A 25,911-nucleotide genomic window follows, 5' to 3' on the forward strand; every position below is an offset into this window, starting at 1 on the left:
TTTGTTGTTTTAGAATCCAAAACGAAGACCGATATTATATTGCTTCGTAGTGGGAAATGTGCTCACATCTGTGCTGCCATTGATTAAGCTGTAAGGGTTGTTACTTACTTCCGGATCAGGACCCGGATACTTTGTAATGGTGAACAGATTAGTAGCAGAAGCATACATAGACGCATCGCGGATATGCAGGGTATGCGCTACTTTCACCGGCAGTTGATAGGTAAGCGTGACGGATTTTAGTTTGAGATAGGAACCATCATATACATCGTCGCTGGCAGTGGCGCCATAATTTTGTCCCAGTATCAGCCGTGGCCGATCGTTGCTGGGATGCTCCGGCGTCCAGCGATCTTTAATGCGTGCGCCTCTGTTGGCATACGAATCGAACGCCTTATTTTGAATGTCTGCCAGGTAAAGTAATTTTCCGCCGTATGAGAACGTAGTCAGGGTAATCAGGCTGAAGTTCTTATAGGTAAAGGTGTTGGTGAAGCCTCCAAAAAATTTAGGCTGGGAATGACCAATAACATCATATTTAGGGAATCCATCATCACCTATTTCATACATAGGATCTCCAACTGCCATAAAAGGTGAGAAGTACTGATAATAGGGATATTCTTTTTTATAGTCGGCCAGTTGTTTTTCATTTTGGATAATGCCTTTGAATTTATAGCCATAGAAAAGACCCAGTGGCTCGCCCTTCCTTACAATAGAGTTCCCCTGTATATAAGAATCGGTTTTACCGGCATCGGTGAAGTCGCTTGTAATATCGGTTACCTTACTTCTATTGCCAGACATATTCAGGGCGCCGGTCCATTGGAAATGTTTGTGTTTAATGAAATCCATCCGCAAATCCAGTTCCAATCCTTTGTTATTAATCGTGGCCAGATTAGAAATCACACTGCTGAAAGAAGAACTGGGCGCCAGTTGCGTAGCCATTAACAACCCGGTGGTATTTTTTTCATAGTAGCCGAACACACCACGCAGGCGGGAACCAAACATTTCAAAATCCAGCCCCAGATCTTTTTGCAGGGTAGATTCCCATTTGATTTTGTCGTTACCCAATTGCGTAGGTATCAGCGCATTTGTTCCGCCATATGAACCTGGTGTATATAAGGTATAATACAGGTTGTCGCCGAAATTCTGCGTACCGGTATATCCCGCGCTGGCTCTCAGTTTCAATTCGTTCAACCAGGTAACGCTTTTCATAAACGGTTCTTCGGAAATACGCCAGKCCACACCACCGGAAGGGAAGTACCCTACGCGGTTATGCGCCGGGAATTTGGAAGATGCATCAGAGCGACCCGTGAAGGTAAACAGGTATTTTTCTTTGAGTGCGTAGTTCGCGCGTGCATAAAAACTCAGCAGAGAATTCTGGCCGGAAACACCAGTCGCTGGTAAAGTAACCGCAGCAGAAGACAGGTTGTTGAGGTATTTATCATCCGGAAAACCTTGCCCGCTGGCGGAGAAAGAATTAAAACGATATTTCTGCCAGGAGGTTCCGCCTAATAATGTTAGCCGGTTATTTTCATTGAACTGTTTGTCCCAGGTGAGGGTGTTTTCAAAAAACAGGTTTACCTCTTCTGTTTGTCCCTGTGATCCGGTACCGCCATTAGAATCACTCATTCCATTGGAAGAAGCGATACCTGCTGTACTTGGCACATAGTTCAACTGATGATAGTTGTTATAGTTCACCGAAACGGTGGACCTGAATTTCAAGTCTTTCAACACATCATAATCGCCGGAAAGTGATCCCAGCAAAGAAGATGTTTTTCCCTCGTTAATACCATCCAGCAGGATCAACGGATTTTGATATCCCTGGTAATCGTAGCCGCCAATCTGAGAACCTATGAACCGATAGTAGCTACCATCAGGATTCCGCGACGGCAAAGTGGGTGGTGCATAAAATGCCGCAGCATAGATACCATTGGTGATATTATTCTTGGTAAATCCGTAATCCAGGTTGGTGATGATGCGCAGCTTACTGGTGATTTCGTTGTCCAGACTTATCTTTCCTGAAATGCGGGAAAAATCTGTTCCCAATACTACGCCGTTTTGTTTGTTGTAAGCCAGCGAGGTATAATAGCGGGAGCCTGAACCACCGCCACGTACAGAGATGTCTGCATTCTGAGACACCGCATTACGCAATACGAGGCTTAACCAATCGGTATTTGCCGTACCCAAAAAGGAAGGATCATTCAGGATTGAATTGGCTTTGGCACTGGGTTGATAGCCATACGCCGCCCGGGAATCATTCAGGTTTTTAGCCGCTTCCTTCAACAGGGATACATAATCGGTAGCATTGAGTAACTTTTCTTTTATAGGGCTGCTTACACCTGCATAATAGTTCACATCCAGTATGGGCTTCTGGTTCAGTTTTCCTTTTTTGGTAGTGATTATAATCACGCCATTGGCCGCTTTAGAACCATAGATGGCGGTAGCAGAGGCATCTTTCAGGATGTCGATGCTTTCAATATCATTGATATTTAAACCGGCGAGGCTGTTTAATCCACGGGAGTAAGAGCCGGATACCCCACTATTGCGATCATCGCTACCACCGCTTTCAATCGGATTCACCACTTCTGCCTGATTTTGTATATACCTGTTCTGGATCGTTACCTGTACCCCATCGATGATATAGAGCGGATCATTACCGCCCATCAGCGAGGTACCGCCACGAATGCGAATTTTCGCCACACCACCGGGAGAGCCATCTGCCTGCGTTACCTGTACGCCCGCCGCTTTACCGGTAAGCGCCTGGTCGATGCTGGTAAAAGGTACGTTCTTCACTTCGTCTACATTCACGGAAGCGACGGAGCCGGTGAGGTCTTTTCTTTTGGTGCTGCCGTAACCTACTACCACGTATTGATTGAGGTCATCCACTTTGGCGTGTAACGTTACCTCGAGCGACTGCTTACCGCCTGTGTTAAGGCTTTGGGGCTCAAAGCCCACACAGGTGATCAGCAATACCGGCCGGGTGCCGGCATTGCGCAAAATAAAATAGCCCCCCTGATCGGTGATGGCGGCAGCGTCGCTACCTTTCACGCGTACTGTGGCGCCGGGTATGGGCTGTCCTTTGTCGTCCAGGATTCTACCCCGGATATCCTCCGGTGGCGCCAGCTCGTTGTTCAAGTGATTTTCCGGTGCAGCTGCTGCTTTCCGTGAAATAACGATGGTGTTACCTTCGATGTCGAAGCTCAATGGCTTGTCCTGCAAAAGCCTGGACAGCGCCACTTTCAGCGGCATCTCTTTCAGATTGGCCGATACGGGTGTTACGTCTGATAAATCTTTGCTCCGGTAGAAAAAGACGTAACCGGTTTGTTGTTTGATGACAGTAAATACCTGTTGTAGCGGCATTTCCTTACAGGTGACAGTTACCGTTTGTGATACCCCGCTGGCACAAACGTGCAAAGCCAGCACCGTTAATAAAACTGCGGTCATTCTCATTACTCGCCAGATTTTGGTTACATAATCAGTCCCTGGTTGAGGGGACTCGCTGTGAACAAGTGAACCAACCAATAGCATGGATCTCCCATGCAGGTTGCGAACAACATTAATTTTCATACCTTAGATTGGTTTTTGGTTGACAATTGATTCTCACCCACCTTTTACAGGTAGTCGTGAAAAGCTTTCCTAAACAGGGTTAACCATTTTCCAAACCTGGTGCGGACGCCAATCCTGTGCACCAGGTTTTTTTTATGGACGAACATAAGATCTCCGTGTCCGGTGGACCTCATTACTTCATAACATGATTTTAAGGATAGTTATCTGTCCGGGCGTTGGTCTGCTCCGTCAGATGGTTGGTTTGCTGATATTGGTGGTATCAGCGATGGTTGGTATTTAATTTAGTTAGCTGTTAGTTTATGGATAGATAATAATCCGTCTGCCCTCCTCTACTTTAAAGTTTATTTTCGCCTGCGATAAAACTTTCAACAGTTGCTCCTGTGTCAAACTTCTTCCTATTTCCCCGGTAAATGTACCTTCCGGCACCTTATCATTATATCTCACTTCTATATTATACCATCTTGATAGTTGTCGCATTACGGTTGGGATATCCGCCTCTTCAAAAGAGAAATATCCATTTTTCCAGGCCACGGTATTACTCGCATCCACTTTTGCCACTTCGTTGGTGATGGCGCCTGTTTGGCTTACCCTGGACTGTTTCCCGGGCATCAGCAATTTCGCGGTGCTACCTGCTCTTACCAGCACGGCGCCTTCCAGCAACGTGGTATTGATGGTACTTTCATCTGCGTAGGCATTGATATTAAAATGCGTTCCCAGCACCAATACCTCCATGCGGTTCACGTTCACCGTGAAAGGGCGTTCCGCGTCGGTAGCTACTTCAAAGTAGGCTTCTCCCGTAATACTTACATTTCTTTCCTTTCCTGCAAAAGCAGTAGGATAGCTGATGGAAGAATTAGCATTCAGCCATACATCCGTACCATCCGGCAACGTAATTTTATATTGACCGCCGCGTGGCGTCCGGAGTACGTTGTAAGCTACTCCTGCTCCTGCGGAGGCATTATGTTTATACACGATTTGTCCGTGTGTTGTTTTCTCTACTTTCGTGCTGCCCTGCACCGTTAATACACCCGTGCCGGCGCTGTCAAGGTTTACTACCGTACCATCTGCCAGTGTCAGAGTGGCTTTATCGCTGCCCGGCAAAATGGGTTGAACTTTCTCCACCACCGCCGCTTTGGGACGATACTGCCATGCATAAAAACCGGCGCCTGCTGATATTAACAACAAGGCAGCTGCCGCCGCTTTCCAACTGAAACGTTGCATGGGCAACAGCTTCGGCGTTGCTGCGGGCTGCGTGGCCGTATGCAGGCGCTGACGCATCCGCGCTTCCAACCGGGCTTCTGTTTCGTTATCATCGGCCAGCAGGTGAACGGTCAGCGACTGTTCATCATAGGCATTATACCATTGTAGTAACTGCTCTTTCTCCCCTTCACTGGCCACTCCGGCAAGGTACTTTTTCGATAGTAAAGCCAGTTCATTTGTGTTCATCCGTGTTTGTGATTTACAGGTGCTATATAGTTAAGTCTGGAAAAAAGAGAGCTACCCTACCTCGGCAGAAAAAAAATTTTTAGGAGATGGGAATCCGGCTCAGAACAAGGCATGAAAATAATTCCGGAATTGAAGACGCAGGCGCTGTAACGCTTTACTGATATGCTTCTCCACGGCTTTCTCGGAGATATTGAGTTCCGTGGCTATTTCCCTGTTAGAGAATCCTTTATTGCGGCTGTACTCAAAAACGATCCTGCATTTTTCAGGGAGCTGCTTCAATTGGTCCTGCATAGATTGCTGCAGAAAATGGAGTTGGGCGGTATCATCGGTTACCGCCTGAATGGCTTCCGGCAAGGCGGCTACATCGGTTACCGGTATCAGTTTGGACAATTGTGTAAAAACAGCATACCGGCTGGCAGTAGCCAGGTAGGCCGGTAACGACCGGATAATGGATTGCCCTCTGCGCTGCCACAATCCTGTGAGCACATCCTGCACCACATCTTCCGCCAGCTCGCGCGAGCGTAAACGATCATATGCCAGCACATACAGGCGTTTCCAATACCTGTTGTAGATTTCTGTAAAGGCGTCATGATCATCATCGCTCATCATCTGCACCAGCGTGTCATCTCCATAATGGGCGTAATMGGTCATCATCTCTAGCGTAATACTAATGATTGGTTGATCATATAATGTTCACCTGCTATCTCAAAGCTAACGTTTCATCTAAAGAGAAACAACACCCTGACCCTGTAATAATACGATTTCTCGCGGAAAATATGCACGAAAAAGCCCCCACAGCATATTGCTATGGGGGCTTTCTATATAAAATATTTCTTACTTAATTTCTGCCAACATCTCTTTCACGGCTGCTTCCAGCTGTGCATCCTCGCCCGCCAGGAATTCTTCATAGCGGAGTGGCACGCGGATATCTGGTTCCACCTGTAAATTTTCTGTAGGACGTCCTTCTTTACCAATGGTAGCTACCATCGGAATACCGAATACCAGGGTCGGATCTATCTGGGTTTCCCACCATACGGCGGTACCGGTACCAGGTACGGGCATACCAATGAGTTTACCTATTTTCCCTTGTTTGTATACATATGGGAAGATGAATGCATCGCTGTAGTTCCCTTCACTCATCAGTACGCAGCTCGGTGCCACCCATTTGGTACCGGGTTCTCCTCTTTCTAGTACATGGCCCTGTGGTGCAAATTTCAGGTAGCTTTTGCCACTGAGGAAATGATACAGGTCGTCGTGCAACCATCCACCGCCATTGAAACGGGTATCAACAATCAGGGCTTTCTTTTCCCGGTTACGTCCCATCGCCTCATCATACACGGTGCGGAAGCTGGCGTCGTTCATGCCTTGTACATGTACGTATCCTACTTTACCATTGCTGAGTTTATCTACCATGGCGCGGGTACGGGCTACCCAGCGTTTGTACATCAGTGCATTTTCTTCGCCGGCGCTGATTGGTTTTACGGTTTCTTCCCAACGGGCTTTGGTGTCAGGGCTGTAAAGACTTACCAATACATTGCTGCCTGTTTTACGATTCAGCAGCGCTGCCCAGTCGGATTTGTTCGTAATACTTTCGCCATCTATTTTCTCAATGATGTCGCCTTTTTTAATTTTGCTGATGGCTTTGTCAAACGGACCACCGGGGATCACATCTCCTACTTTCAGTCCATCTGCAGTAGATGCTTCATCGTACAACAGTCCGAGCGACGCGGTATTATCGCCATTCACCGGCTGTGGCGAATAACGGCCACCAGTATGGGAGCCATTCAGTTCGCCCAACATCTCACTCAGCAATTCTTCGAAGTCGTAGTTGTTGCTGATATGAGGCAGGAAACGGGCGTAGTTGTCGCCATACATTTTCCAGTCCATGTTACGAAGTGTAGGATCATAGAATTTCTCCTTCACCTGTTTCCAGGCATGCCAGAAAATATACTGACGTTCTTCTTCCTGATTAAGCGACAACTCCGTGCTGATAGATACCGGCGTTATTTTTCCGCTGCCGGTTTCTACTTTCACCACGCTGCCTCTGTTGCTGACAAAGAGTGTGTTGCCATCTTTGCTGAGGGCAATATTGCCTGGAGAACCACCCAGTTTGGCGAGGATTTTTGTTTCCCCGGTTCTGGGTTCTGTTACCCACAGGTCGTATCCTTTCTCAAAGGCGGCCATGTAATATAGTTTGCTGGCATCTTTGCTCAGCACATAATCAGCAATGGAAGCGCTGTTGATAGTTAATTTTACTTTCCTGTTCTCCAGATTATTAAAATCGGGTTGGAAACTTTTTTTGCTGTCGGAAGAATCTTTGGCTTTTAATGCAGAATCTTTGGCGGCTTTACCACCGGTTGCTTCTTTTTCTTTCAGCAGGTTAAATTCATCTTTCGACAATTTATATTTATCGTAGGTATCCTGATCGAAGAATACGCCGAAGATATCAACTTCGCGGCTGCCCTGGTTGGCGAGGGATTTGCGGCCTTCGCGGTCGCTGGTCCAGGTAAGCATTTTACCTTCAGCGGCCCATTTGGCGTTGCCTTCTCCGAAGCCGCTACGTACGGGGTACACGGATGTACCTTTGCCATCAGCAGGTATCAGTGCGGCGTTGGAGTAGAAGAAATTGCCTTGCGCATCGTCGGTCAGTATCCATTTGCTGTCCGGGCTCCATTCGAAGCTCCAGTCGCCATCCGAATAGGAGTAGTTATTTCCTTCCGGTAACAGCGTGCGTGTTTTGCCGGAAGCGATGTTGAATACTTTCAGCACATTGCGGTTTTCGATGTAGGCGATTTCTTTGCCATCCGGCGAAAACAGTGGCTGGAACTCTTCTGCAACTGTAGCAATCACAGGTTCTTCTTTCAGCAGGGTGGCAGCAAAAAAGTAAGGTTCTTCTTTGCGTACTTTGGTGGTTTGATAGATATCCCAGTTGCCGTTGCGTTCTGCCGCATAGATCAGTTTCTTCCCATCGGGCGACCAGGCTACCATTCTTTCCTGTTGGGGAGTATTGGTGATACGCTTGGTGGTATTGCCTTCCACGCTGGTTACGAATACTTCGCCACGTGCAATGAAGGCCATTTCCTTACCATCGGGGCTCATAGCAAATTCGGTGGTATTGCCATTCACGGGTACATTTTTCACGACGGTGGCGCGGCCATCGTTGAAAATATTGATCGCCAGCTTACGGGGTTGTTCTCCTTCTTTCAGCGTATATATTTCCCCGTTATAGGTAAAACACAGGGTATTATTATCTGCTTTAGACAAGTTACGCACCGGGTGTTTGGTGAAGCTGGTCAGCTGTTGCATGTTGCTGTTATCGGTCAGCGATGCTTTAAAGAGGTTTTGTGAGATACCGCCTTTTTCGCTGAGATAGTAGATATCATTGCCATTACCAAAAACAGGCTCTCTATCTTCTCCTTCATAAGKAGATACTTTTTCATAGCTGCCTTTGGCTACATCCATTACCCAGATATCCCTGGTAACAGCGGATACGTGGTGTTTACGCATCGGATCTTCATAGCCTTTGCGGTCCTGGAAAATAATTTTGTTACCGGCTTTGTTGTAGTGGGCTACGTCTGCACCAGCTGCGCTGACCAATACGGAGCGTCCGCCGGTAACCGGTACAGTGTACATATTCCGGAAGACGCGATAGGGAAATCTTACGCTGGCAGCGGGGGCATTGCGAACACTTCCAAAAAGTACCTGTTTGTTGTCCGGGGTGAAGTCGTATGGATAATCTCCGGCGCTGTTGCTGGTTAATCTCACCGGGGTACCACCGGTAGCGGGCATTACAAACACATCGAAATTGCCATATCTATCGCTGGCGAAGGCGATAGATTTACCATCGTGGCTCCATACCGGCAGCATGTCGTGGGCTTCATGGATGGTCAGTGGTACCGCTACCCCACCCTTTGCATCTACCCGGTAAATATCCCCTTTATAGCCGAAGGCAATGGTATTGCCGTCGGGGGAGATAGCGGGATTTCTAAGCCACAAGGCATTTTCCTGGGCATAGGCGGTGGCAGCCATTAAAAAGGCGGCACATCCAAATAAAAGTTTCTTCATAAGCGCTCTCTTTAGTTCTGTTGTAGAAACGGCGATAACGAGCCGATGCTCCAAAGTAAAAAAAAGCCCTGCGCTTTACAAACATGATAGGGACAAGTGGACGGAAACAGTTGCCGAAGGCGGAAAGCAGAAAGCAAAAAGCAAAAAGCTATTGTAGCGAGTGACTACAGCGAATATCAACGAAACATGGTACCGAAAACGCGGTCCCATAATGTGGAGCTGACCCCGAAACCCAGGGCCTCGTCTTTATAGTGGTGGAGGTGATGATTACGCCAGAGGGGTTTCAGCCATTTAAAAGGAGGAGACCAGGCATGGATGGCATAATGCATACTACCATATGCCAGGTAGCCGGAAATAAAACCGGGAAAGAATACAAAAGCATTTTCCCGCATGCCCCCATAAAACACGGCAAAAAGCACCGAAGATATGATGACGCTGGGTACCGGCGGCATAAACAGGCGTTGTTTATCCCGCGGATACTCGTGGTGATTGCCATGCATGGTATAGGTTATTTTACGGGCTACCGGGTGATCGCTGACCCAATGGAACAGGAAGCGGTGTGCAATGTATTCGAAGAGTGTCCAGCCCAGCACCGCCAGCAGGTATACCCCTGCAATGCGGGCATAACTATATCCCAGGGAAGTTTTGCTGTAATACAACATATACCCGATCACCGGCAGGTACATCCCGAAGATCACCACGGGATGGGTTTTGGTCAAAAACTCCAGGTACCGGTTGCTAAAGATCTGTGCCTGTCCTTTATTATGTATTTTCTCAAACTTCATAGCAGCGGGTTTGATAGCTGCTACAAAATTGTATTCCCTACAGGATGTAGCCAGCCAATTTCTGATGAGCTGTTGGATTAGGGAGATGAGTTGCAGAAAAAAGACATTCATCCGCAGATCGTTTGTCCTATTTTCCTTTACATTTGAAGGGCATAACTTTGAGAGATGAAAGCGAAAGAAACCGTTTCGGAATTTTTTGAGTTACATGGACAGGCCCATTCCGGGGAACTCTTTACCGTAAACCGGCTGGAAGAATTTGGTTGCAGTGATACCAACCTGCCATCCGGCAGGCGGGACTTCTACAAGATCTCGCTGATTATCCAGGGTGGAGGCACCTTATCTTATGCGGACAAATCGCTCCCTATGCAGGGACCCGCCCTTTCGTTTATGAACCCGATGATTCCCTATTCCTGGGAACCAGATGTGGCGCATCAAACGGGATATTTCTGTCTCTTTCCAGAAACATTCATCGATCAGCACTTAAAAAATGGCGGTCTCGCGCAATCTCCTTTGTTTAAAGCGGGTGGCAATCATGTCTTCTTTCCTGATGCTGAAAAAACCGCCTTCCTGCAAAACATTTTTGAAAGCATGATCCGGGAAACCAGCACCAGCTATGCCCATCAACATGATTTATTGCGGAGCTACGTACAGATACTGATGCATGAAGCGCTGAAAATGGAGGCGCCTGATACTTATTACCAGGCCGGCAATGCCGCTCAGCGCATCAGTGACCTGTTCCAAAACCTGCTGGAAAAACAGTTTCCTGCCAGTCCACCGCACCGGGTGATCCGCTTTAAAAATGCCAACGAGTTTGCCGCGCAGTTATCCGTTCATACCAACCATCTGAACCGGGCATTAAAAGAAACCACGGGCAAAACCACCAGTGAATGGATTGCTGATAAAATCAGCCAGGAAGCCAAAGCGTTGCTGTTGCACAGCCACTACGATATCGCGGAAATTGGCTATTGCCTGGGGTTTGAGCATGCCTCCAACTTTAACATCTTCTTCAAAAAACAAACGGGACAAACACCTAATCAGTTCCGGAAAGCCACTGTTTCCATTTCATAACTAGCTGTTTGATTCGCATAATTTCCGGGGGATGGGGCCCGCTATCTTTGTGTCATAAACAAAACGAATATGACACAAGAGATGTTAAAAGACAAAGTAGCCCTCATCACCGGCGGTACTACAGGCATAGGTTTAGCCACAGCCGCGCTATTTCTTAAAAATGGCGCCAAAGTAGTCATTGCAGGCCGTCGTGAGAAAGAAGGACAAGCAGCCGTAGCCCAACTACAAGCCATCAGCCCGGATATTCATTTTGTGGCAGCCGATGTTTCCCAAAGCAAAGCCGTACAACAACTGATAACGGAAACGGTACAACGTTTCGGCAAACTGGACATTGCATTTAACAATGCCGGTATAGAAGGACATTTTGCCCCTATCACCGCTACTACCGAAGAAGAGTTCGACCAGGTGATCGCTATCAACCTGAAAGGCGTTTGGTTATCCGCGAAATATGAAATGGAGCAATTTATAAAGCAAGGTACCGGTGGCGCCATTGTTAATACCTCTTCCTGGCTGGCGCGCGGCGCGGCCGTTGGTTCCGCTGCCTACTCCGCCAGCAAAGCCGGGCTGGATGGCATGATCCGCTCCCTGGCCCTGGAAGGCGGTCCATCAGGCATCCGCATCAACAATATTCAACCCGGCTATATTCATACCCCTATGTTCGACCGCTTTTTCGCTGGCGCCGAAAATACGGAGGAGCTAATGGCTCCCTTCCTGAAACATGCACCTGTTGGCCGTTTTGCGAAACCGGAAGAAGTAGCGGAGCTGGTATTATGGTTAAGCAGTCCCGCCGCTTCCTTTGTTACCGGGGAAAGTATGCTGATAGATGGCGGTCTGGCCATTGGCGGACAAAGATGGTAGAGTCCTCCATTTTGATTAAATTTATATCAGAGGGATTCGGCAGGTATTCATCCTCCTTCATTACAATTCTACGAAGTCCAACCTTGCATGTTATTATTCCATCAAACAAAATAACAGGTCATGGGAGCATATCAGCATGAAGAAGAGAAAGCAAAACAGCAACCGGATGCTGAGAATCCTTATGCGCTATTGCATTTGAAACTAACGCCAGTGGAGAAATGGGCAGCCGGCATTCCTGCGGTGATCGCGGCGATGACTGACCTGGTGGAAGCAAAAGCATTTTTCAAAGGCAACAGGGCATTGCTTAGCATGAATCAGTTCAAAGGATTTGACTGTCCGAGTTGCGCCTGGCCGGACCCGGATGATGAGCGCTCTCCCATTGGTGAATATTGTGAAAATGGCGCTAAAGCCCTGGCAGAAGAAGCTACCTCTAAAAAAATCACACCCGAATTTTTCAAAGAAAACTCCGTATACGAATTATCCAAACTGGACGATTACCACATCGGAAAACTGGGACGGCTAACAGCCCCGCTTTATATGCCTCAGGGAGGTACCCATTATGAGGCTATCAGCTGGGAAGATGCATTTAAAAAAATAGCCGCACATCTTCAGGCATTAGACCATCCCAATCAGGCCGCCTTTTATACCTCCGGCAGGACCAGTAATGAAGCGTCGTTTGTATACCAGTTATTTGCCAAAGCATATGGTACCAACAATATGCCCGACTGCTCCAACATGTGCCATGAAACGTCGGGGTCTGCATTACGACCCACCATCGGCATCGGAAAAGGCACGGTAACGCTGGAAGACTTTTATGAGTCAGAGGTGATTATTATCATCGGTCAGAACCCAGGCACCAACGCACCACGGATGATGAGCGCCCTGGCCAAAGCAAAGGAAAATGGCGCAAAAATTATTGCTATTAACCCACTTCCTGAAGCCGGCCTAATGGGTTTTCATAATCCACAATCGATTAAAGGAGCCATTGGCGGCGGAATAAAACTGGCAGATTTATATCTGCCTGTGAAGATTAATGGAGATATGGCATTGCTAAAAGCGATCACACTCCTGCTTTTTGAAATGGAAGATAAGTTCCCGGGAAAGGTACTGGACCAAACATTTATCGCCAACAAAACAGTGGGGTACGAAGTATATGCGGCACAGTTTAAAAACGGCAATTATCAGCTGGATAAGCTAGCAGAGCTTTGTGGCGTTTCTCCGGATGACTTATACCAGGCCGCCACCATGATGGCTTTTAGCAAAAGGATTATATTTTGCTGGGGCATGGGACTCACTCAGCAGCCTAATGGCGTAGACATGCTGCAGGAGATTCTGAACATTATATTGCTAAAGGGAAGTATCGGTATTCCGGGAGGAGGACTTTGCCCAGTGAGAGGCCATAGTAATGTACAGGGAAATCGTACGATGCTCATTGATGAGAAACCTACCAATGAACAGCTTGACCGTTTGGAGCAATACTATGGTTTTAAAATGCCGCGTGAACACGGTTATGATGTAGTGAAAGTGATAAAAGCCATTCATGAAGAGCAGGTTAAAGTGATGTTTTGCATGGGAGGTAATTTTCTTTCAGCAACACCAGATACTACTTATACCGCCAAAGCGTTAAGAAAGTTGAACCTGTTGGTTTGTGTTTCAACAAAGCTGAACAGAGGTCACCTGGTTCACGGAAAAGAGGCATTGATTCTGCCTACCTATGGCCGAAGTGACAAAGACATCGTTAACGGAACCCTGCAGATTATCAGCACGGAGAACTCCATGGGGGTTGTTCAGGCGTCAAAAGGAGTACTGGATGCTATTTCTAAGAACCTGCTGAATGAAACGCAGATTGTCTGCCGAATGGCAATAGCTACACTGGGGGCTACATCTGTTGTCGACTGGCAACTTTACCATGATAGCTATGATGCAGTAAGAGACGCCATTGAACAATGTATTCCGGGATTTGAAGATTACAATAACCGTGTTCGTCAAAAAGGAGGTTTCTATCTTCCTAATAGTGCCAGAGATGAACAACATTTTGCCAATGAATTCGGAGGCCGTGCACCATTTACCCTAACCGCCATTCCCACTAATCATCTGGAGGCAGATGAGTACATGATGGCTACCACCAGAACCCACGATCAGTTTAATACCACCATCTATGGGCTGGATGACCGCTACAGAGGCATCAAAAATGAGCGTCGCGTCATTTTTATGAATCAACAAGATATCGACAATGGAGGTTTTAAAGCAGGAGATAAAGTAGATTTGTATAATTATGATGATGGCATAGAGCGTATTGCCCCGTTGTTTATTATTGTTTCGTATCGTATTCCGCAGAAGAGTACCGTTACTTATTTTCCGGAAACCAATGTATTGGTTTCCATTAATAACGTGGTGAAAGGCAGCAATATGCCCGCTTCCAAATATGTAAGAATAAAAATAAAGAAACACGATCCTGGCGTATACCAGAAACTACCACAGTAGCAGTAATAGGATTTTATAGTATGATTATAAGAAATAAAGAACATTGGTTTAGGATGCTTTTTGTCTGGCATGGCTCGGTATTACCACGATTGCTCCCCCGGCTGATCCTGTTGTTATTGTTATCCTTTGTGGTAGTATATCTTCATGGAACTATCTTTACTTTTAAAGTTCCGTTGAATCCTGCCCCCTTAACTTTATTTGGTTTTGTGTTAGCGCTATTTCTGGGATTCCGCAATAGCGCCAGCTACGAACGCTTCTGGGAAGGCCGCAAGCTATGGGGGTCTTTGCTCAATTACACACGATCACTCACCCGACAGGCGTTGACATTAGGCAATAATTCCACGGCTGTAGCGGATTTCGTACCCCTACTCAGTGCCTTCACTTATGCCCTCAAACACCAGCTACGGGGAACTGATGCCCGGCCAGACCTGGAAACTCGCCTGAACAAACAGCAATTTGCAGTCGTAGCCGCCGCAAAATATAAACCGGTCGTATTAACCAGATTGATGGCAGAATGGGTACAGCAAAAACGAGCCGAAAATAAAATTGATGCTATTCAGCAAGCCCGCTTTGATGAGAACTTCGACAAACTGGAAGAAATTGTAGGAGGCTGCGAACGGATTCTATCTACACCGATCCCCTACAGCTATCGTGTGTTGTTGCATCGTACTGTGTACATTTATTGCTTCTTACTCCCCTTCGGGCTGGTGGATAGCCTGGGATGGTTTACCCCATTTATTGTCGCTTTTGTTGCCTATACGTTTGTGGCCTTTGAAGCAATAGCGGATGAAATCGAAGAACCTTTTGGGACGGATGCGAATGATCTTCCGTTGAATAATATGTGCGCGATGATTGAACATACCATCTATGAACTGGCGGACCTGCCACATGAAGCGACTCAGAAGATCCACCGGCATATTATAGATTAATAGCTGCATCCGATGTTATCCTATTGTATTGCCGACGGCGCTACCCCATAAGCCTTCTTAAATGCAAAGGAAAAATGAGAGAGATCTTCAAAGCCTACTTCCAGGTATACATCGGATGTTTTGCGATGCTTTTCCTTAATCAGGTAATAGGCTTCCTGTAAGCGTTTTTGCTGTAGCCATCGACTGGGAGCCGTATGGAATATTTTTTCAAAGTCGCGTTTGAAAGTAGCCAGACTTCTCCCCGTCAGATAGGCAAATCTTTTCAGCTCTACATTGAAGTGGAAGTTTTGCTGCATAAACGCTTCCAGGTCTATTTTACCGGGAAGGCTGAAGTCGAACAGGATATCTTTCAATTCAGGGTTGACTTTCAGCAACAACAAAATCGCTTCTTTTAATTTCAGCTTCATCAGGTGTTCGTTGCCGTCGCTATCCAGTGCGTCGTATGGCTGCAGGGATTGTATATAGCTGGCATACAGCGGGTGCGGCTTCAGCAGGGTTACAACAGGCGCATTGACCTGCTTGCTGGCTGTATAGCCATATTCCATGCTAAATTCGCGAAGCGTATCTTCATCCAGGTAGACGGAAATGGTTTTAAGCTCTCCATGCTCCGGCGGCTGCTTAATGAATTTCAGCAGGCTATTCCGGCGGAAGAAGCCGAAGCCGCCTTCCTCGCGAACAATTGTTTGCTGCCCATCATTGAAAGTGATGGTACCGGAGATCTGGTAACTAAACACGTGCTCCGGCACAAACTGTTCCCCTTCCCTGCTCCTGTTTGCATAACAGGAATATACTATTTGCTTCGACATACTACTACAAGATACTAATTTTAACGCCTACGCTTATTGCTTCGCGGTAAATGCCCGTCCTGCTTCCGTGTCAAGGAAGTCAACGGCATCATCATGATCCGTGGAAGTGGTTACCGGCAGCCATGCTTCAAATTCTGCTTTTCTTGTTTCATCCGCTTTCTTCAATATGGTAGCGGCTTCACTACCCAGTACCAGATGTACCGGCGGGTTCGGATGATCTGCCAGCTGCACCATCACCTTTGCGGCTTTGTCGGGGTCCCCGATAGGCGTATAGTTGCTGGTTCTCAAAAATTCAATGACCCAGTCTACCGTGGATTCATATCCTTCTACTTTAGGAGCGTAAGTCATGGAAGCGCCGCCCCAGTCGGTCCGGAAGCCACCTGGTTCTACGGAGGTAACATGGATACCTAATGGCGCCACTTCTTTCGCCAATGCTTCCGTAAAGCCTGCCAATCCGAATTTAGCCGCCTGATACATCGTTAACCCGGCATTACCTACTCTTCCGCCGATAGAGCTGATTTGTAAAATACGGCCGGCGCGTTGTTGGCGCATGTGAGGCAATACAGCGCGTGTAATGGCTATAGGTGCATACAGATTCGTTTCCAGCTGGCTGCGCACTTGTTCCTCGGTATACGCTTCCGCTGCCCCGGAGATGCCGAAGCCGGCGTTATTAACGAGGACATCTATCCGGCCGAAGTGTGCGATGGCGGCGGTTACGGCTTGCTGAATATCGGCGTTACTGGTAACATCCAGTTTTAGTACGAGCAATTGCTCTCCATATGTGTCTACGAGGTCTTGTAATGCGGCAGTGTTTCTGGCGGTAGCGACAACGCGGTCGCCTTTTGCCAATACTGCTTCAGTGAGGCTACGTCCGAGGCCGCGGGAACTTCCTGTGATAAACCAAATCTTTGTCATGATGATTTCTTTTTTGTTGAGACAAAGGTCGGGAGGAATGGGGAGCGGGGTTTTGTTGAACGGCTCAAATGTGGTTTGTTGGGCGGCTCAGGGGTTGTTATTCTTTTTTATATAAAAGTTGTATGATATTCGCCTCCGCTTCTGTGGCTATTTTTCCTGTCCACTCATCTTCTTTGTTATCATACTTTGCAGGGATTAAGTTCAATCCCAGTACTTTACTTTTTAAAGTAACATATTCGAACACTGGAAAATTACCCACCTCCCATTTCTTTTTATATCCTACAAACCCAAACTTATTGAATATATCCTCAAGGGATAAATAGATATCATCAAACAAATCCGCAAAAGAAATTTCGATATTCAAGAGTTCAACCTTGTGGCTGTCGTTAGCAGGCGATAATTCATCCATCTTTATCACAAGATTAGCATTCCTGGTGCTCATACTAACATTCCAGGAGAAAGCAACAAAATGGTCGCGCCATTGCATTTCAAATGCGTATGGGTAATACTGTTGCTCATTATTTATCACGATGTCGTATATAAAAAACAGCTGGTTCAACAATTCCTGAAAGCCGTCACCATAATCGGAACTATGAAAGACTTTAACTTTCTTATCTTCAGAAAAAAAAGTGGCGGTTATATACCCTAGTGTTTCTACTTCAAACTTTATCTTCATTATAACAATAATTATTATAAACAATATAGCTTACCCTCTCCTTCGTCTGAGCCACATTTTATATCCCCCAACCAATATCATTGCAATGATAGCAGCGAAACAGATGTCTATTACCAGATGCCCCGCATAAAAGTTTTCTGTGCCACTAATTTCGCCGGTATCAGCAAACATTACCAACGCAGCTTTATGGTATATCTCTTTGGGGAAACCGAAATAGAGGCTACCGTCGTTGTTTAGGCTGTTGTGATAGCTGATCCCACAAAGTATCAGGAAGACAATAATAGTTATGACGAGCCACTTGACAACTTTTCTCATCGCTTGATTAGGTTATTCAAGTTTAATATCATCATACATTCCTTGTATCTGGCGCAGATGAAGAATATCCATAAAAATAGAATGACATGATAATCCCAATTATTAATACAGTTGCAGCTACCTTAAAAAAAAGATGACTACCCTTCTTTTTCAATGCAAGCAATATTAAGCCTATGATCAAATAAATCCCTCCCATTACAACTAGCGTATTACCGAAAATATCATAGTATATAGGGGTAATATCCAAAAGTGAATAAGACATTAAAAATGCCATCATAAACGACACCCCAACCAGTATAAAAAATAAAATCCACTTTCTCATAATCACTTTTAATTAGCACTTTCAAAGTTATAAATAGGTTCTTTGTATTTGGGCCTACTACAATGTGCGGGTTTTATCATTTAACAAACAGTTCCTATGATTCCAATCCTATTTTCTATTATCCTCTATTCTTTAGTTCTTTTTGAGCATATTGTCGTATTGCAGGAGTATCAGATTCAGCCAGTAAATTTAGTTTGTCTACCGCCACACTATTCCCTATATCCGCAAGTGCTTTTATACATTTCCGCGCCAATTGATATGTTTCATCATAATCCAGATAATCGTAATTCTTCATGGCCCCCTCATATAGCGCATTAACACTTTCAGCAGATTTGATCCCTTGCAGCAACGCTGCTATATCTTCATGATTAAAATGCCAACTTACTACCAAAAGCTTGTTTAATATAGATACATACTTATTAGATTTCCAAAAATCATCCAAAGGCAACAGCATTAATCCATATTCTATATCCTCTGCTTTTTGCTGTTCATAGGCATTATGCAATAAAGATAATATGTAATCTCCTTCTTGAGATAGATCATGGTCATAGCTTTTTATAAATTCTTCTTTAGATATTTTCTTCAATGTCAATCCTAGTATTAATTGCTTTTCTTGTATTGTCATAATCTCCTCAGTTTGTTAAAAATAGATAAATACAAAATAGTTGATCAATTAAGACTCCTCCGCTATTAAAAATAATCCCTCGTCGTCCTCATCTATTCTCTGATAGACCAACCGCTTATCCTTTTCTGTAATTAAGATCCAAGAAAATGGATTAGGATCATTATCACTTATTAAAATCTCCGTTTTTAAAGTTTGACAAATAAATTTTGCGAGCTTTTCTATTTCTAATGCAATTTTGGTAAATAAAAAAAGCTGAATGCAAAAATCACCTTTTATCAACTGCTTCTCAAACAAAATCCCATCTTGCTTATTCTCGTCTGCATCAAAAGGCGATATAGATACTTTATACTCTTTAAAGAATAATATCAAACAATTTAAAATCTGGTCATCGCTTAGGCAATCTTTAATTATTAAACTATACATCAGACTATTGATTTGAAGGTTTGATTTTATCCCAAACATTTCGAATATTATTCATTATTTCTTGGGAACAGATTGATAAATCAATCAACGGAAAAATGTTCTTCATAAAACCCAAAGAATTTTTTATCTTTTACCATTCCTTTACATGCTTTACCAAAAGCAACCCGATCTTCTTCCGTAAATTTATATCCGTAGTACCCTTTTATACTATATTCTGAGAAAGCTATAAAAACAGACAAGTAATCAGATAGATTACCTGCTAATACATACAGCAATGTGTCATCTGCATCTATTAATACGACTTCACTATTTAGTTTATCAATGGCTATCTTATTAGTATCATTAGCTCCAAAGTAAATATAACGTTCATCCCCGACACATTTCTGTGAAAACCAAAAGCCCATTGCATCCAGCTTTGACAAGTCGAGATATTCAAATAAATCCTTTAATAAATCTCCACAGGGAATGGCGTCAGGATTTCGTTTTAAGGGTCTATACAAATCGTATATCCAATTATTGTCAACATCCGGAGGATAGTTGCTCACTATATCAGTCAGTCTGTTTTGAAAATCTATTATGTTCATTGTTTCAGCGTTATCAACTATTCTTTTCCATTATCAGTATCTCTTCATCATTTAATTCCTTTAGCCCCTGCACAAAACATACAGCTTCTCTCATATTTTCCTGCAAAACTTTTAAATCAGGAGGTATCCGGCGATATAGAAAATCCTTGCCACCCGTTTCAGGCCCCTCAAATATTCAACCCTTTATACTTCAACTCTTTAATAGCAAATCCCCTGATTTCCGCTACATCATGCTGTGATAATAATCTCAAACACCTGATGGCATCATCACCACCAATGGCTGAAATGGCTTTAATACATTTCCGCGGCAGCCCAAAGAAAAAATCCGATGGCAAAAATTCAATCTTATTTAAAGCGGTGTTATACAACACTTCTATACTAAGAGGATGATTTATATCCCGTACAATGGATACTATGTCCTCGTGGCTATAATGCCAGTCAGCTTCAAGCAACCGATGCATTACATCCAGGAAGCTGTAATCAAATGGGCATTCCTTCAAACAAAACCCCAGCAATAGTCCATAAATAACGTCATCTCTCCTTTTATCGACGAATGAAGCCACTAACAACGTGAATACGTATCGTTTGAGGTCACAGATGGTGACGGGGTAGCGTGTAAGAAACTCTTCCTGCGTAAATAAATCATCTGAAAAATCACTTATCAATTCCTTTTCAACTTCAGTCATTTTTTCTTTCTTTTAGATGAACAGCTTATGATTACTAAGCAATTGTTGCTGCTGCTTTTCTGTATACTTATCCATAGATGCAATGATTACTCCGCCCTTTATCCAATAAGTTTCACCCCATCCATGAGAAGCCAACCCATTTTCTATAAAAAAATCAGAAGCGCCCTCCTCATCTACATCAAAAATATATAAAGGAATGCACGGATAATTTTCCAATGATTGCCGCAAATGTCTTAACTGAAGAAAACCGGGACTCCAACCAGCATATAGAAATACAATACCAACAGCCATCTCCGATATATCATTATCATAGTGATTGATCATCACATTAGATCGTCCGGCAAGCATTCCTTCTAGTCTATTCATCATACTATCAGGCATTTCCGTTTGACGAGGCATACTTCAAATTATAGTACCTGGTTAATGCTTTCATCGCAGCACTTTTCAAGGAAGCGTCATCGATACGAACACTTCCCTCTCTCAAAGATTGAATTATAAATACAACCGTATAGTGATCTATTTCCCTGGGCCCGTCGAATTTAATCATAGCAATATCTCCGTCATCTTTAATCAACTCAAAACAATTCATCAAATCATCTAGTGTTACGGTATCAATTGGCTTATTGATGATTCGTTTTAAAATTTCTTTCATTATATTTCTTATTTTTTAAAAACAGTCATATTCATTTCTAAACTGCCATCAATTACAAAATGACTACCAGGAAAATATTTTTACGCCTCAAAAATGGAGCAGGTATCACTACTGTCTACCGCAAATCCGACTACATCAGCTACACCATCCACCTAAGCTTTAGCCATGGACTATTTAAATCACATTCCTACTTCCTGGATGGTAATGACGTTTTCGATGAAGAAAACTATAAAGACGAAAAGGTGATAGAGATGTCTGATTTCAATGAATTTATGCAGATGCTCAAGCTCCAATTCCCCGGCATCACCTTTAACCAATAAACAAACCTGTTTTATCTGCTATCTCCTGCCAAATCGCGTCTCCTTTCCCTAGCCCATTCACATACATATAATAGTCGTAGCCAAATCTTACACAGATATCATTCACGGCGCAGTGCATCTCACACCACATATATTCTCTCAGTATCAGCCTCATTAGCATCGGCACTTTTTCGAGATTGACCATATAGCTGTCGCCGATTGTTTCATAGAGCTCCAATAGCTCTCCGGATAGCCCTTCTGCAGAATACTTTTCTAGTTCCCTGACTACTACCTGGTGACAGCTATTCGGGTTAAGCACCAATGACACCGCATTGATATAGTTCTGCTCTGTTGCTAAATACTCGTCCCTCGTCAGTTCAATGCCATTGAATTTCTTTCCGACATCGAAATAAGACGTCCATTCCTCGGGAGGTACAGCGATTCTGTAGTCTCTTTCTACTAAAGGGTCATACTTAGTGACACTTATTGCCGTGTATCTCCATGTGTCCATAGTTACTGTATCTCAATTTTAATTTCGCCAGGATAACATTAGCAATTAACGATGATTCTTTAACTTATTTCCCGCCAGATCATTTTTAACCAGATCCAGCGCTACCGCCAATTGTATCTGTTTACTTTTGCTAAGCTTATGTAAATATTGTTTAACGGTTATCGAATCAACGATTGGCGCAACAAGACTATCATGGCTAAGTTCTACATTCACTATCAGTTCATCATTAATTAATACTGTATAAAGATCTTCTCCCTGTTCAGGAATCCAGTCAATGACATAAGCCGTCATCATCTGCGGATAATGCGCCTTTAAAACAGCTACTAGCCCTGCCCCTCTTTGATCAGGGCCAAACAGGCCCTGATGGGAGCTGATAAGCCACTTCCGATACTCCTGCTCTGTTATGCTGCCATTGAGCTTCATATAGTTTGGATCTTCTCTTAAACAATCAATTTATTACCAAATAGTCTCCTTCAATATCTTGCGGAAACAAAATGTTTTTCACCGCAAAAGATGCAGAAACTATTTTATTATCATCAATAAAAATGCGTACGTAAAACTGCGAGGAACAATGCTGGCAAACATTCTCCGTAATCCCTTCCACGAGTACAATGGATGCTCCAGGAGTCCCGGTATCATTTCCGTTCCATCGTAATTCATCAAATAACTGATATTCAAATTGCCAGCAGTCTCCATAATGAAACTGAGCGATCCAGTTCTGCGTATGCTGGCAATTAAGACAGGTAACATTCTTCAGGTGTAGGGTATTATATATGCCCATATGGAGTAGATTCTTTTCCTTCTAAACGTTTGCTACTATTACTTTTACTATTTAATACATCCTCAGCATCAAACACTCACTATGATTTATCGATTTCTGACCCAATAAAAGAATCCTGTAACACTTGTTCGGATAGGTCTCCAGAGTATACGAGTCTTTATTTTGCCACCGGAAGAGTACCTTCTTTTTGGGGTTATAAGCGTAAAAAATTACAGTATACAAATGATCCTGCTTATTGAAATTTACAACAATCGCCTCTTTGTAAATACCACTATAAACTACCTTATTCCCCATCCTGATCGCTATATTAAACGAATCCAGGTCATAGGCATCTTCATGTCCAATCCGAAAGCAATATTGATCATTTGACTGATTGGCAGTCGTATCTGCTACAGGGAGCCAGTATTCATATCTGGCTAACTTGCTTTCCATTAATGACTTAGTATGATAACGATTCACACAAGATAAACTCATGATGATCATCCCCAGATATAGGCCTTTCTTCATTCTCCCGGTTTCTATTCTGAAAGATAAAATAAAATTCTTCTCAAAAAAACAAAAAGCTATTGCTGCGAAATGAACGCAACAATAGCTTTCTGCCATATTTTTTCCGCTCCTACTCTGCTTTCAACGATTTCACCGGATTCAGCATCGCTGCCTTCAGCGCCAGGAACCCTACTGTCAGCAGTGCTATCAGCACCGCCGCCAAACCTGCCAGCCCAAAAGTCCACCAGTGAATATCAACACGATAAGCGAAACCTTCCAGCCAGCGATGCATGCCCCACCATCCCAGTGGGGTGGCTATCAATATGGCTATCAGGACAAGTTTTACAAAGTCACCTGATAACAACGCAACGATGTTGGTAACAGAAGCCCCTAATACTTTACGGATACCAATTTCTTTGAGTCGTTTTTCTGTGGAATAAGTGGCCAGGCCAAATAAGCCTAAACAGGCAATGAAGATAGTGAGGCTACCAAAGGCGCCGAATATTTGCCCGAAGCGCACATCCTGCTCATATTGCTCGTTGAATGCCTGATCAAGGAAGTTGTAGCGAAATGGCCGCTGTGGCTCCATCGCATTCCAGGTGTGTTCCAGCTCCGCGATGGTTTTAGGGAGATTATCAGATTTGATGCGCAGGGATATTTTATTTTTGCTGTCATCGTCCGCCATCCGGATAGCAAGTGGTTCTACTTTCTTGTGGAGCGATTGATAATTAAAATTTTTCACCACCCCTACTATGGTGCCTCTACGGCCCCATTGCTCAAAATTTTTGCCGATGATTTCGTCCGGTTTAGCGTAACCAAACTGCCGGGCGGCAGCTTCGTTTAAGATCAGGGAATAAGCGGTATCTCCGGGAAACTCCCTGGCATAAGCGCGACCCGCCGCCATCTTCATTTCATAGGCTTTGAAGAAATCGTTGTCTACTTCGTAGATAGCAGGCGCAAAATGCACCATTTCACCACTGGGGCCAGCGATGGCTGTACCTCCGTTGGGGAAGAAGTCGCCCGGCACAGCGCGCGACGCGGTGATGGATTGCACGGCAGGATTCTCTGCCAGCCTCGCTTTCACGGTTTCTATATTCTTGTTAACAGTAGCATCGCCGCCGTAATCGATCACCAGCATCTGATCCTGCCGGAAGCCCAGGTTGCGGGTTCGCAGGTGATCCAGCTGAGAATATACGATGGCAGTGCAGGCTATCAGGGCAATGGACAAACTAAACTGAAACACGACCAGCCCCTTTCTCAATTGTATTCCTTTGGTGGAACTATCAAACTTTCCTTTCAGCACCAGTGCCGGCTTAAAGCGGGCTAATACCCAGGCAGGATAAATGCCTGCGGGTATTCCTACCAGCAATGGTGTTACTGCCAGCATTAATCCCATTTTCCAGTTGAGCAGATCCGCATAAGCCAGCGGCTTGCCAGACAGCTCCCGCACCAGTGGCAATAACAGCAACACCAGGCCCAACGCCGCAATGGTAGCCAGCGCAGCAATCAATACGGCTTCTGTCAGGTATTGGAAAATAAGCCCCTGCTGATAAGCCCCTACTGCTTTACGTACGCCTATTTCTTTTGCCCTTTCCATAGAGCGGGCTGTTGTCAGGTTGATAAAGTTAATCCCTGCTATAAACAGGATGAAAGCTGCTACCAGCGAAAATATATACACATTGGCCATACTGCCGGTAGGTCCGGGTTGCCGCATGGCAGAGGAATGCAGGTAAGCATTTTTTAGCGGCTCAAAAGCAATAGTATAGGTGTTCTCCGTTTCAGCCGGATTATATTGTTTTAAAAACCCCGGCACCTTAGCCTGCATGGCGGCTATATCCGTATGTTCCGGCACCAGGAAATAGGTGTAAAAATCTACATATCCCCACTCCTCAAAAATCTGCGGACGTATTTTCCGGAAGGTGCTCATAGATACCAGCGCGGAAAATTTAAAGTGGGAATTGGCAGGCACATCTTCCATTACACCGGATACCGTCAGTGTAATATTATCTGCCTTCAGCGCCTTTCCAACAGGATCTGCATCTCCAAAATATTTCTTCGCCATACTCTGCGTCAGCACAATGTTGTAGGGATTCTTGAGTACGGTGGTCCGGTCGCCGGATAATATTTTCCAGGTGAAGATATCGAAGGTAGAAGAGTCGGCAAACAGCAGATTGCTTTCCTGAAAACGCTTATCGCCGTTCTGCATCAGCACCGTCAACGGACTGGTAAACTGCGTTACCTTTAGTACTTCGGGAAAATGAGCACTCAAAGCAGGTCCTACTGGCGCGCAGCCCCAAACCTGGTATTCCTGCGGTGCTGGTGGTGCTGTGTCCTTTTGACCTGTAGGATTGCGGAATGCCTGCACTACGCGGTATATTTCATTATAATGCTGGTGATAACGATCATAAGAGAGTTCGTCTTTTACGTACAACATAATGAGTACGCAGCAAGCAATACCTACGGTTAAACCGGTGATATTGATCAGCGCATATACTTTACTCCGGGAAAGACTGCGCCAGGCGATCTTTATATAATTTTTGATCATAGAAACAAGATTATAACAAGGTATGCTTCCGTCAGCCAAAAAAATGCCATTTAACAGCACTCAGTACCACAGCGGAATAGCTGGTATAATGG

The 25,911-nt window shown here is 44.7% G+C and carries 24 protein-coding genes; 5 read left to right on the forward strand and 19 right to left on the reverse strand.

Going from position 1 to position 25,911, the window contains the following annotated elements; translation table 11 throughout:
* Nucleotides 1–9: 9 nt before the first annotated feature.
* The 5 genes from AC1DFM_RS17365 to AC1DFM_RS17385 all read right to left on the reverse strand — a co-directional run bounded on the left by AC1DFM_RS17365 (nucleotide 10) and on the right by AC1DFM_RS17385 (nucleotide 9,854).
* Nucleotides 10–3,441 carry a TonB-dependent receptor gene (locus AC1DFM_RS17365; protein ID WP_477078003.1) on the reverse strand — a complete coding sequence of 1,144 codons (3,432 nt, stop codon included), beginning with the start codon at nucleotides 3,439–3,441 and terminating at the stop codon, nucleotides 10–12.
* Nucleotides 3,442–3,855: 414 nt separating this feature from the next.
* Nucleotides 3,856–5,004, reverse strand: coding sequence for a FecR family protein (locus AC1DFM_RS17370; protein WP_477078004.1), 1,149 nt, complete (start codon nucleotides 5,002–5,004; stop codon nucleotides 3,856–3,858).
* A gap of 99 nt (nucleotides 5,005–5,103) precedes the next feature.
* A complete protein-coding gene (locus AC1DFM_RS17375; protein WP_477078005.1) occupies nucleotides 5,104–5,658 on the reverse strand; it encodes a sigma-70 family RNA polymerase sigma factor in 555 nt (184 codons plus the stop codon).
* A 180-nt stretch (nucleotides 5,659–5,838) separates the two neighbouring features.
* Nucleotides 5,839–9,069, reverse strand: coding sequence for a S41 family peptidase (locus tag AC1DFM_RS17380; RefSeq protein WP_477078006.1), 3,231 nt, complete (start codon nucleotides 9,067–9,069; stop codon nucleotides 5,839–5,841).
* 176 nt (nucleotides 9,070–9,245) lie between these two features.
* Nucleotides 9,246–9,854 (reverse strand): sterol desaturase family protein, encoded by a 609-nt coding sequence (locus AC1DFM_RS17385; protein ID WP_477078007.1) that lies wholly within the window; start codon nucleotides 9,852–9,854, stop codon nucleotides 9,246–9,248.
* A gap of 165 nt (nucleotides 9,855–10,019) precedes the next feature.
* Here AC1DFM_RS17385 and AC1DFM_RS17390 point away from each other — a divergent pair, with 165 nt between their 5' ends.
* From AC1DFM_RS17390 to AC1DFM_RS17405, 4 genes are all read left to right on the forward strand, one after another.
* Nucleotides 10,020–10,922: a helix-turn-helix domain-containing protein gene (locus AC1DFM_RS17390; RefSeq protein ID WP_477078008.1), complete on the forward strand. Its 903-nt coding sequence runs from the start codon at nucleotides 10,020–10,022 to the stop codon at nucleotides 10,920–10,922.
* A gap of 69 nt (nucleotides 10,923–10,991) precedes the next feature.
* Nucleotides 10,992–11,780: an SDR family NAD(P)-dependent oxidoreductase gene (locus AC1DFM_RS17395; RefSeq protein ID WP_477078009.1), complete on the forward strand. Its 789-nt coding sequence runs from the start codon at nucleotides 10,992–10,994 to the stop codon at nucleotides 11,778–11,780.
* 120 nt (nucleotides 11,781–11,900) lie between these two features.
* Nucleotides 11,901–14,264 (forward strand): FdhF/YdeP family oxidoreductase, encoded by a 2,364-nt coding sequence (locus AC1DFM_RS17400; RefSeq protein WP_477078010.1) that lies wholly within the window; start codon nucleotides 11,901–11,903, stop codon nucleotides 14,262–14,264.
* A gap of 20 nt (nucleotides 14,265–14,284) precedes the next feature.
* Nucleotides 14,285–15,193, forward strand: a complete 909-nt coding sequence (locus AC1DFM_RS17405; RefSeq protein ID WP_477078011.1) for a bestrophin family protein — start codon at nucleotides 14,285–14,287, stop codon at nucleotides 15,191–15,193.
* 20 nt (nucleotides 15,194–15,213) lie between these two features.
* On the opposite strand, the gene AC1DFM_RS17410 is transcribed toward AC1DFM_RS17405, so the two are convergent.
* From AC1DFM_RS17410 to AC1DFM_RS17460, 11 genes are all read right to left on the reverse strand, one after another.
* A complete protein-coding gene (locus AC1DFM_RS17410; RefSeq protein ID WP_477078012.1) occupies nucleotides 15,214–15,999 on the reverse strand; it encodes a helix-turn-helix domain-containing protein in 786 nt (261 codons plus the stop codon).
* Nucleotides 16,000–16,032: 33 nt separating this feature from the next.
* Nucleotides 16,033–16,914: an oxidoreductase gene (locus tag AC1DFM_RS17415; RefSeq protein ID WP_477078013.1), complete on the reverse strand. Its 882-nt coding sequence runs from the start codon at nucleotides 16,912–16,914 to the stop codon at nucleotides 16,033–16,035.
* A 97-nt stretch (nucleotides 16,915–17,011) separates the two neighbouring features.
* Entirely contained in the window at nucleotides 17,012–17,590 is a 579-nt protein-coding gene (locus tag AC1DFM_RS17420) for a hypothetical protein (RefSeq protein WP_477078014.1), read from the reverse strand.
* Between the two features lie 30 nt (nucleotides 17,591–17,620).
* On the reverse strand, nucleotides 17,621–17,905 hold the full coding sequence (locus AC1DFM_RS17425) for a hypothetical protein (protein ID WP_477078015.1): 285 nt from the start codon (nucleotides 17,903–17,905) through the stop codon (nucleotides 17,621–17,623).
* Nucleotides 17,906–17,936: 31 nt separating this feature from the next.
* A complete protein-coding gene (locus AC1DFM_RS17430; protein ID WP_477078016.1) occupies nucleotides 17,937–18,227 on the reverse strand; it encodes a hypothetical protein in 291 nt (96 codons plus the stop codon).
* A gap of 118 nt (nucleotides 18,228–18,345) precedes the next feature.
* Nucleotides 18,346–18,852 (reverse strand): hypothetical protein, encoded by a 507-nt coding sequence (locus tag AC1DFM_RS17435; RefSeq protein WP_477078017.1) that lies wholly within the window; start codon nucleotides 18,850–18,852, stop codon nucleotides 18,346–18,348.
* 48 nt (nucleotides 18,853–18,900) lie between these two features.
* On the reverse strand, nucleotides 18,901–19,275 hold the full coding sequence (locus AC1DFM_RS17440; RefSeq protein WP_477078018.1) for a hypothetical protein: 375 nt from the start codon (nucleotides 19,273–19,275) through the stop codon (nucleotides 18,901–18,903).
* Nucleotides 19,276–19,355: 80 nt separating this feature from the next.
* A complete protein-coding gene (locus tag AC1DFM_RS17445) occupies nucleotides 19,356–19,859 on the reverse strand; it encodes a hypothetical protein (RefSeq protein ID WP_477078019.1) in 504 nt (167 codons plus the stop codon).
* Between the two features lie 167 nt (nucleotides 19,860–20,026).
* Nucleotides 20,027–20,545, reverse strand: coding sequence for a hypothetical protein (locus AC1DFM_RS17450; RefSeq protein WP_477078020.1), 519 nt, complete (start codon nucleotides 20,543–20,545; stop codon nucleotides 20,027–20,029).
* 12 nt (nucleotides 20,546–20,557) lie between these two features.
* Nucleotides 20,558–20,944, reverse strand: a complete 387-nt coding sequence (locus AC1DFM_RS17455; RefSeq protein ID WP_477078021.1) for a hypothetical protein — start codon at nucleotides 20,942–20,944, stop codon at nucleotides 20,558–20,560.
* Nucleotides 20,919–21,197: a hypothetical protein gene (locus tag AC1DFM_RS17460; protein WP_477078022.1), complete on the reverse strand. Its 279-nt coding sequence runs from the start codon at nucleotides 21,195–21,197 to the stop codon at nucleotides 20,919–20,921. Before AC1DFM_RS17460 ends, AC1DFM_RS17455 begins: the two co-directional genes overlap by 26 nt.
* 59 nt (nucleotides 21,198–21,256) lie before the next feature.
* On the opposite strand from AC1DFM_RS17460, the gene AC1DFM_RS17465 reads away from it, so the two are divergent.
* The gene (locus AC1DFM_RS17465) at nucleotides 21,257–21,517 is read left to right on the forward strand and encodes a hypothetical protein (RefSeq protein ID WP_477078023.1); all 261 of its coding nucleotides are present in this window, start codon (nucleotides 21,257–21,259) and stop codon (nucleotides 21,515–21,517) included.
* On the opposite strand, the gene AC1DFM_RS17470 is transcribed toward AC1DFM_RS17465, so the two are convergent.
* The 3 genes from AC1DFM_RS17470 to AC1DFM_RS17480 form a co-directional block, all read right to left on the reverse strand.
* Entirely contained in the window at nucleotides 21,507–22,007 is a 501-nt protein-coding gene (locus AC1DFM_RS17470; RefSeq protein WP_477078024.1) for a hypothetical protein, read from the reverse strand. The two genes, AC1DFM_RS17465 and AC1DFM_RS17470, sit on opposite strands and share 11 nt — an antisense overlap.
* Before the next feature lie 45 nt (nucleotides 22,008–22,052).
* The gene (locus AC1DFM_RS17475) at nucleotides 22,053–22,430 is read right to left on the reverse strand and encodes a hypothetical protein (protein WP_477078025.1); all 378 of its coding nucleotides are present in this window, start codon (nucleotides 22,428–22,430) and stop codon (nucleotides 22,053–22,055) included.
* Nucleotides 22,431–23,404: 974 nt separating this feature from the next.
* Nucleotides 23,405–25,819 carry an ABC transporter permease gene (locus AC1DFM_RS17480; protein WP_477078026.1) on the reverse strand — a complete coding sequence of 805 codons (2,415 nt, stop codon included), beginning with the start codon at nucleotides 25,817–25,819 and terminating at the stop codon, nucleotides 23,405–23,407.
* Nucleotides 25,820–25,911: the final 92 nt, after the last annotated feature.

This window comes from Chitinophaga sp. 05T412, assembly GCF_056396465.1.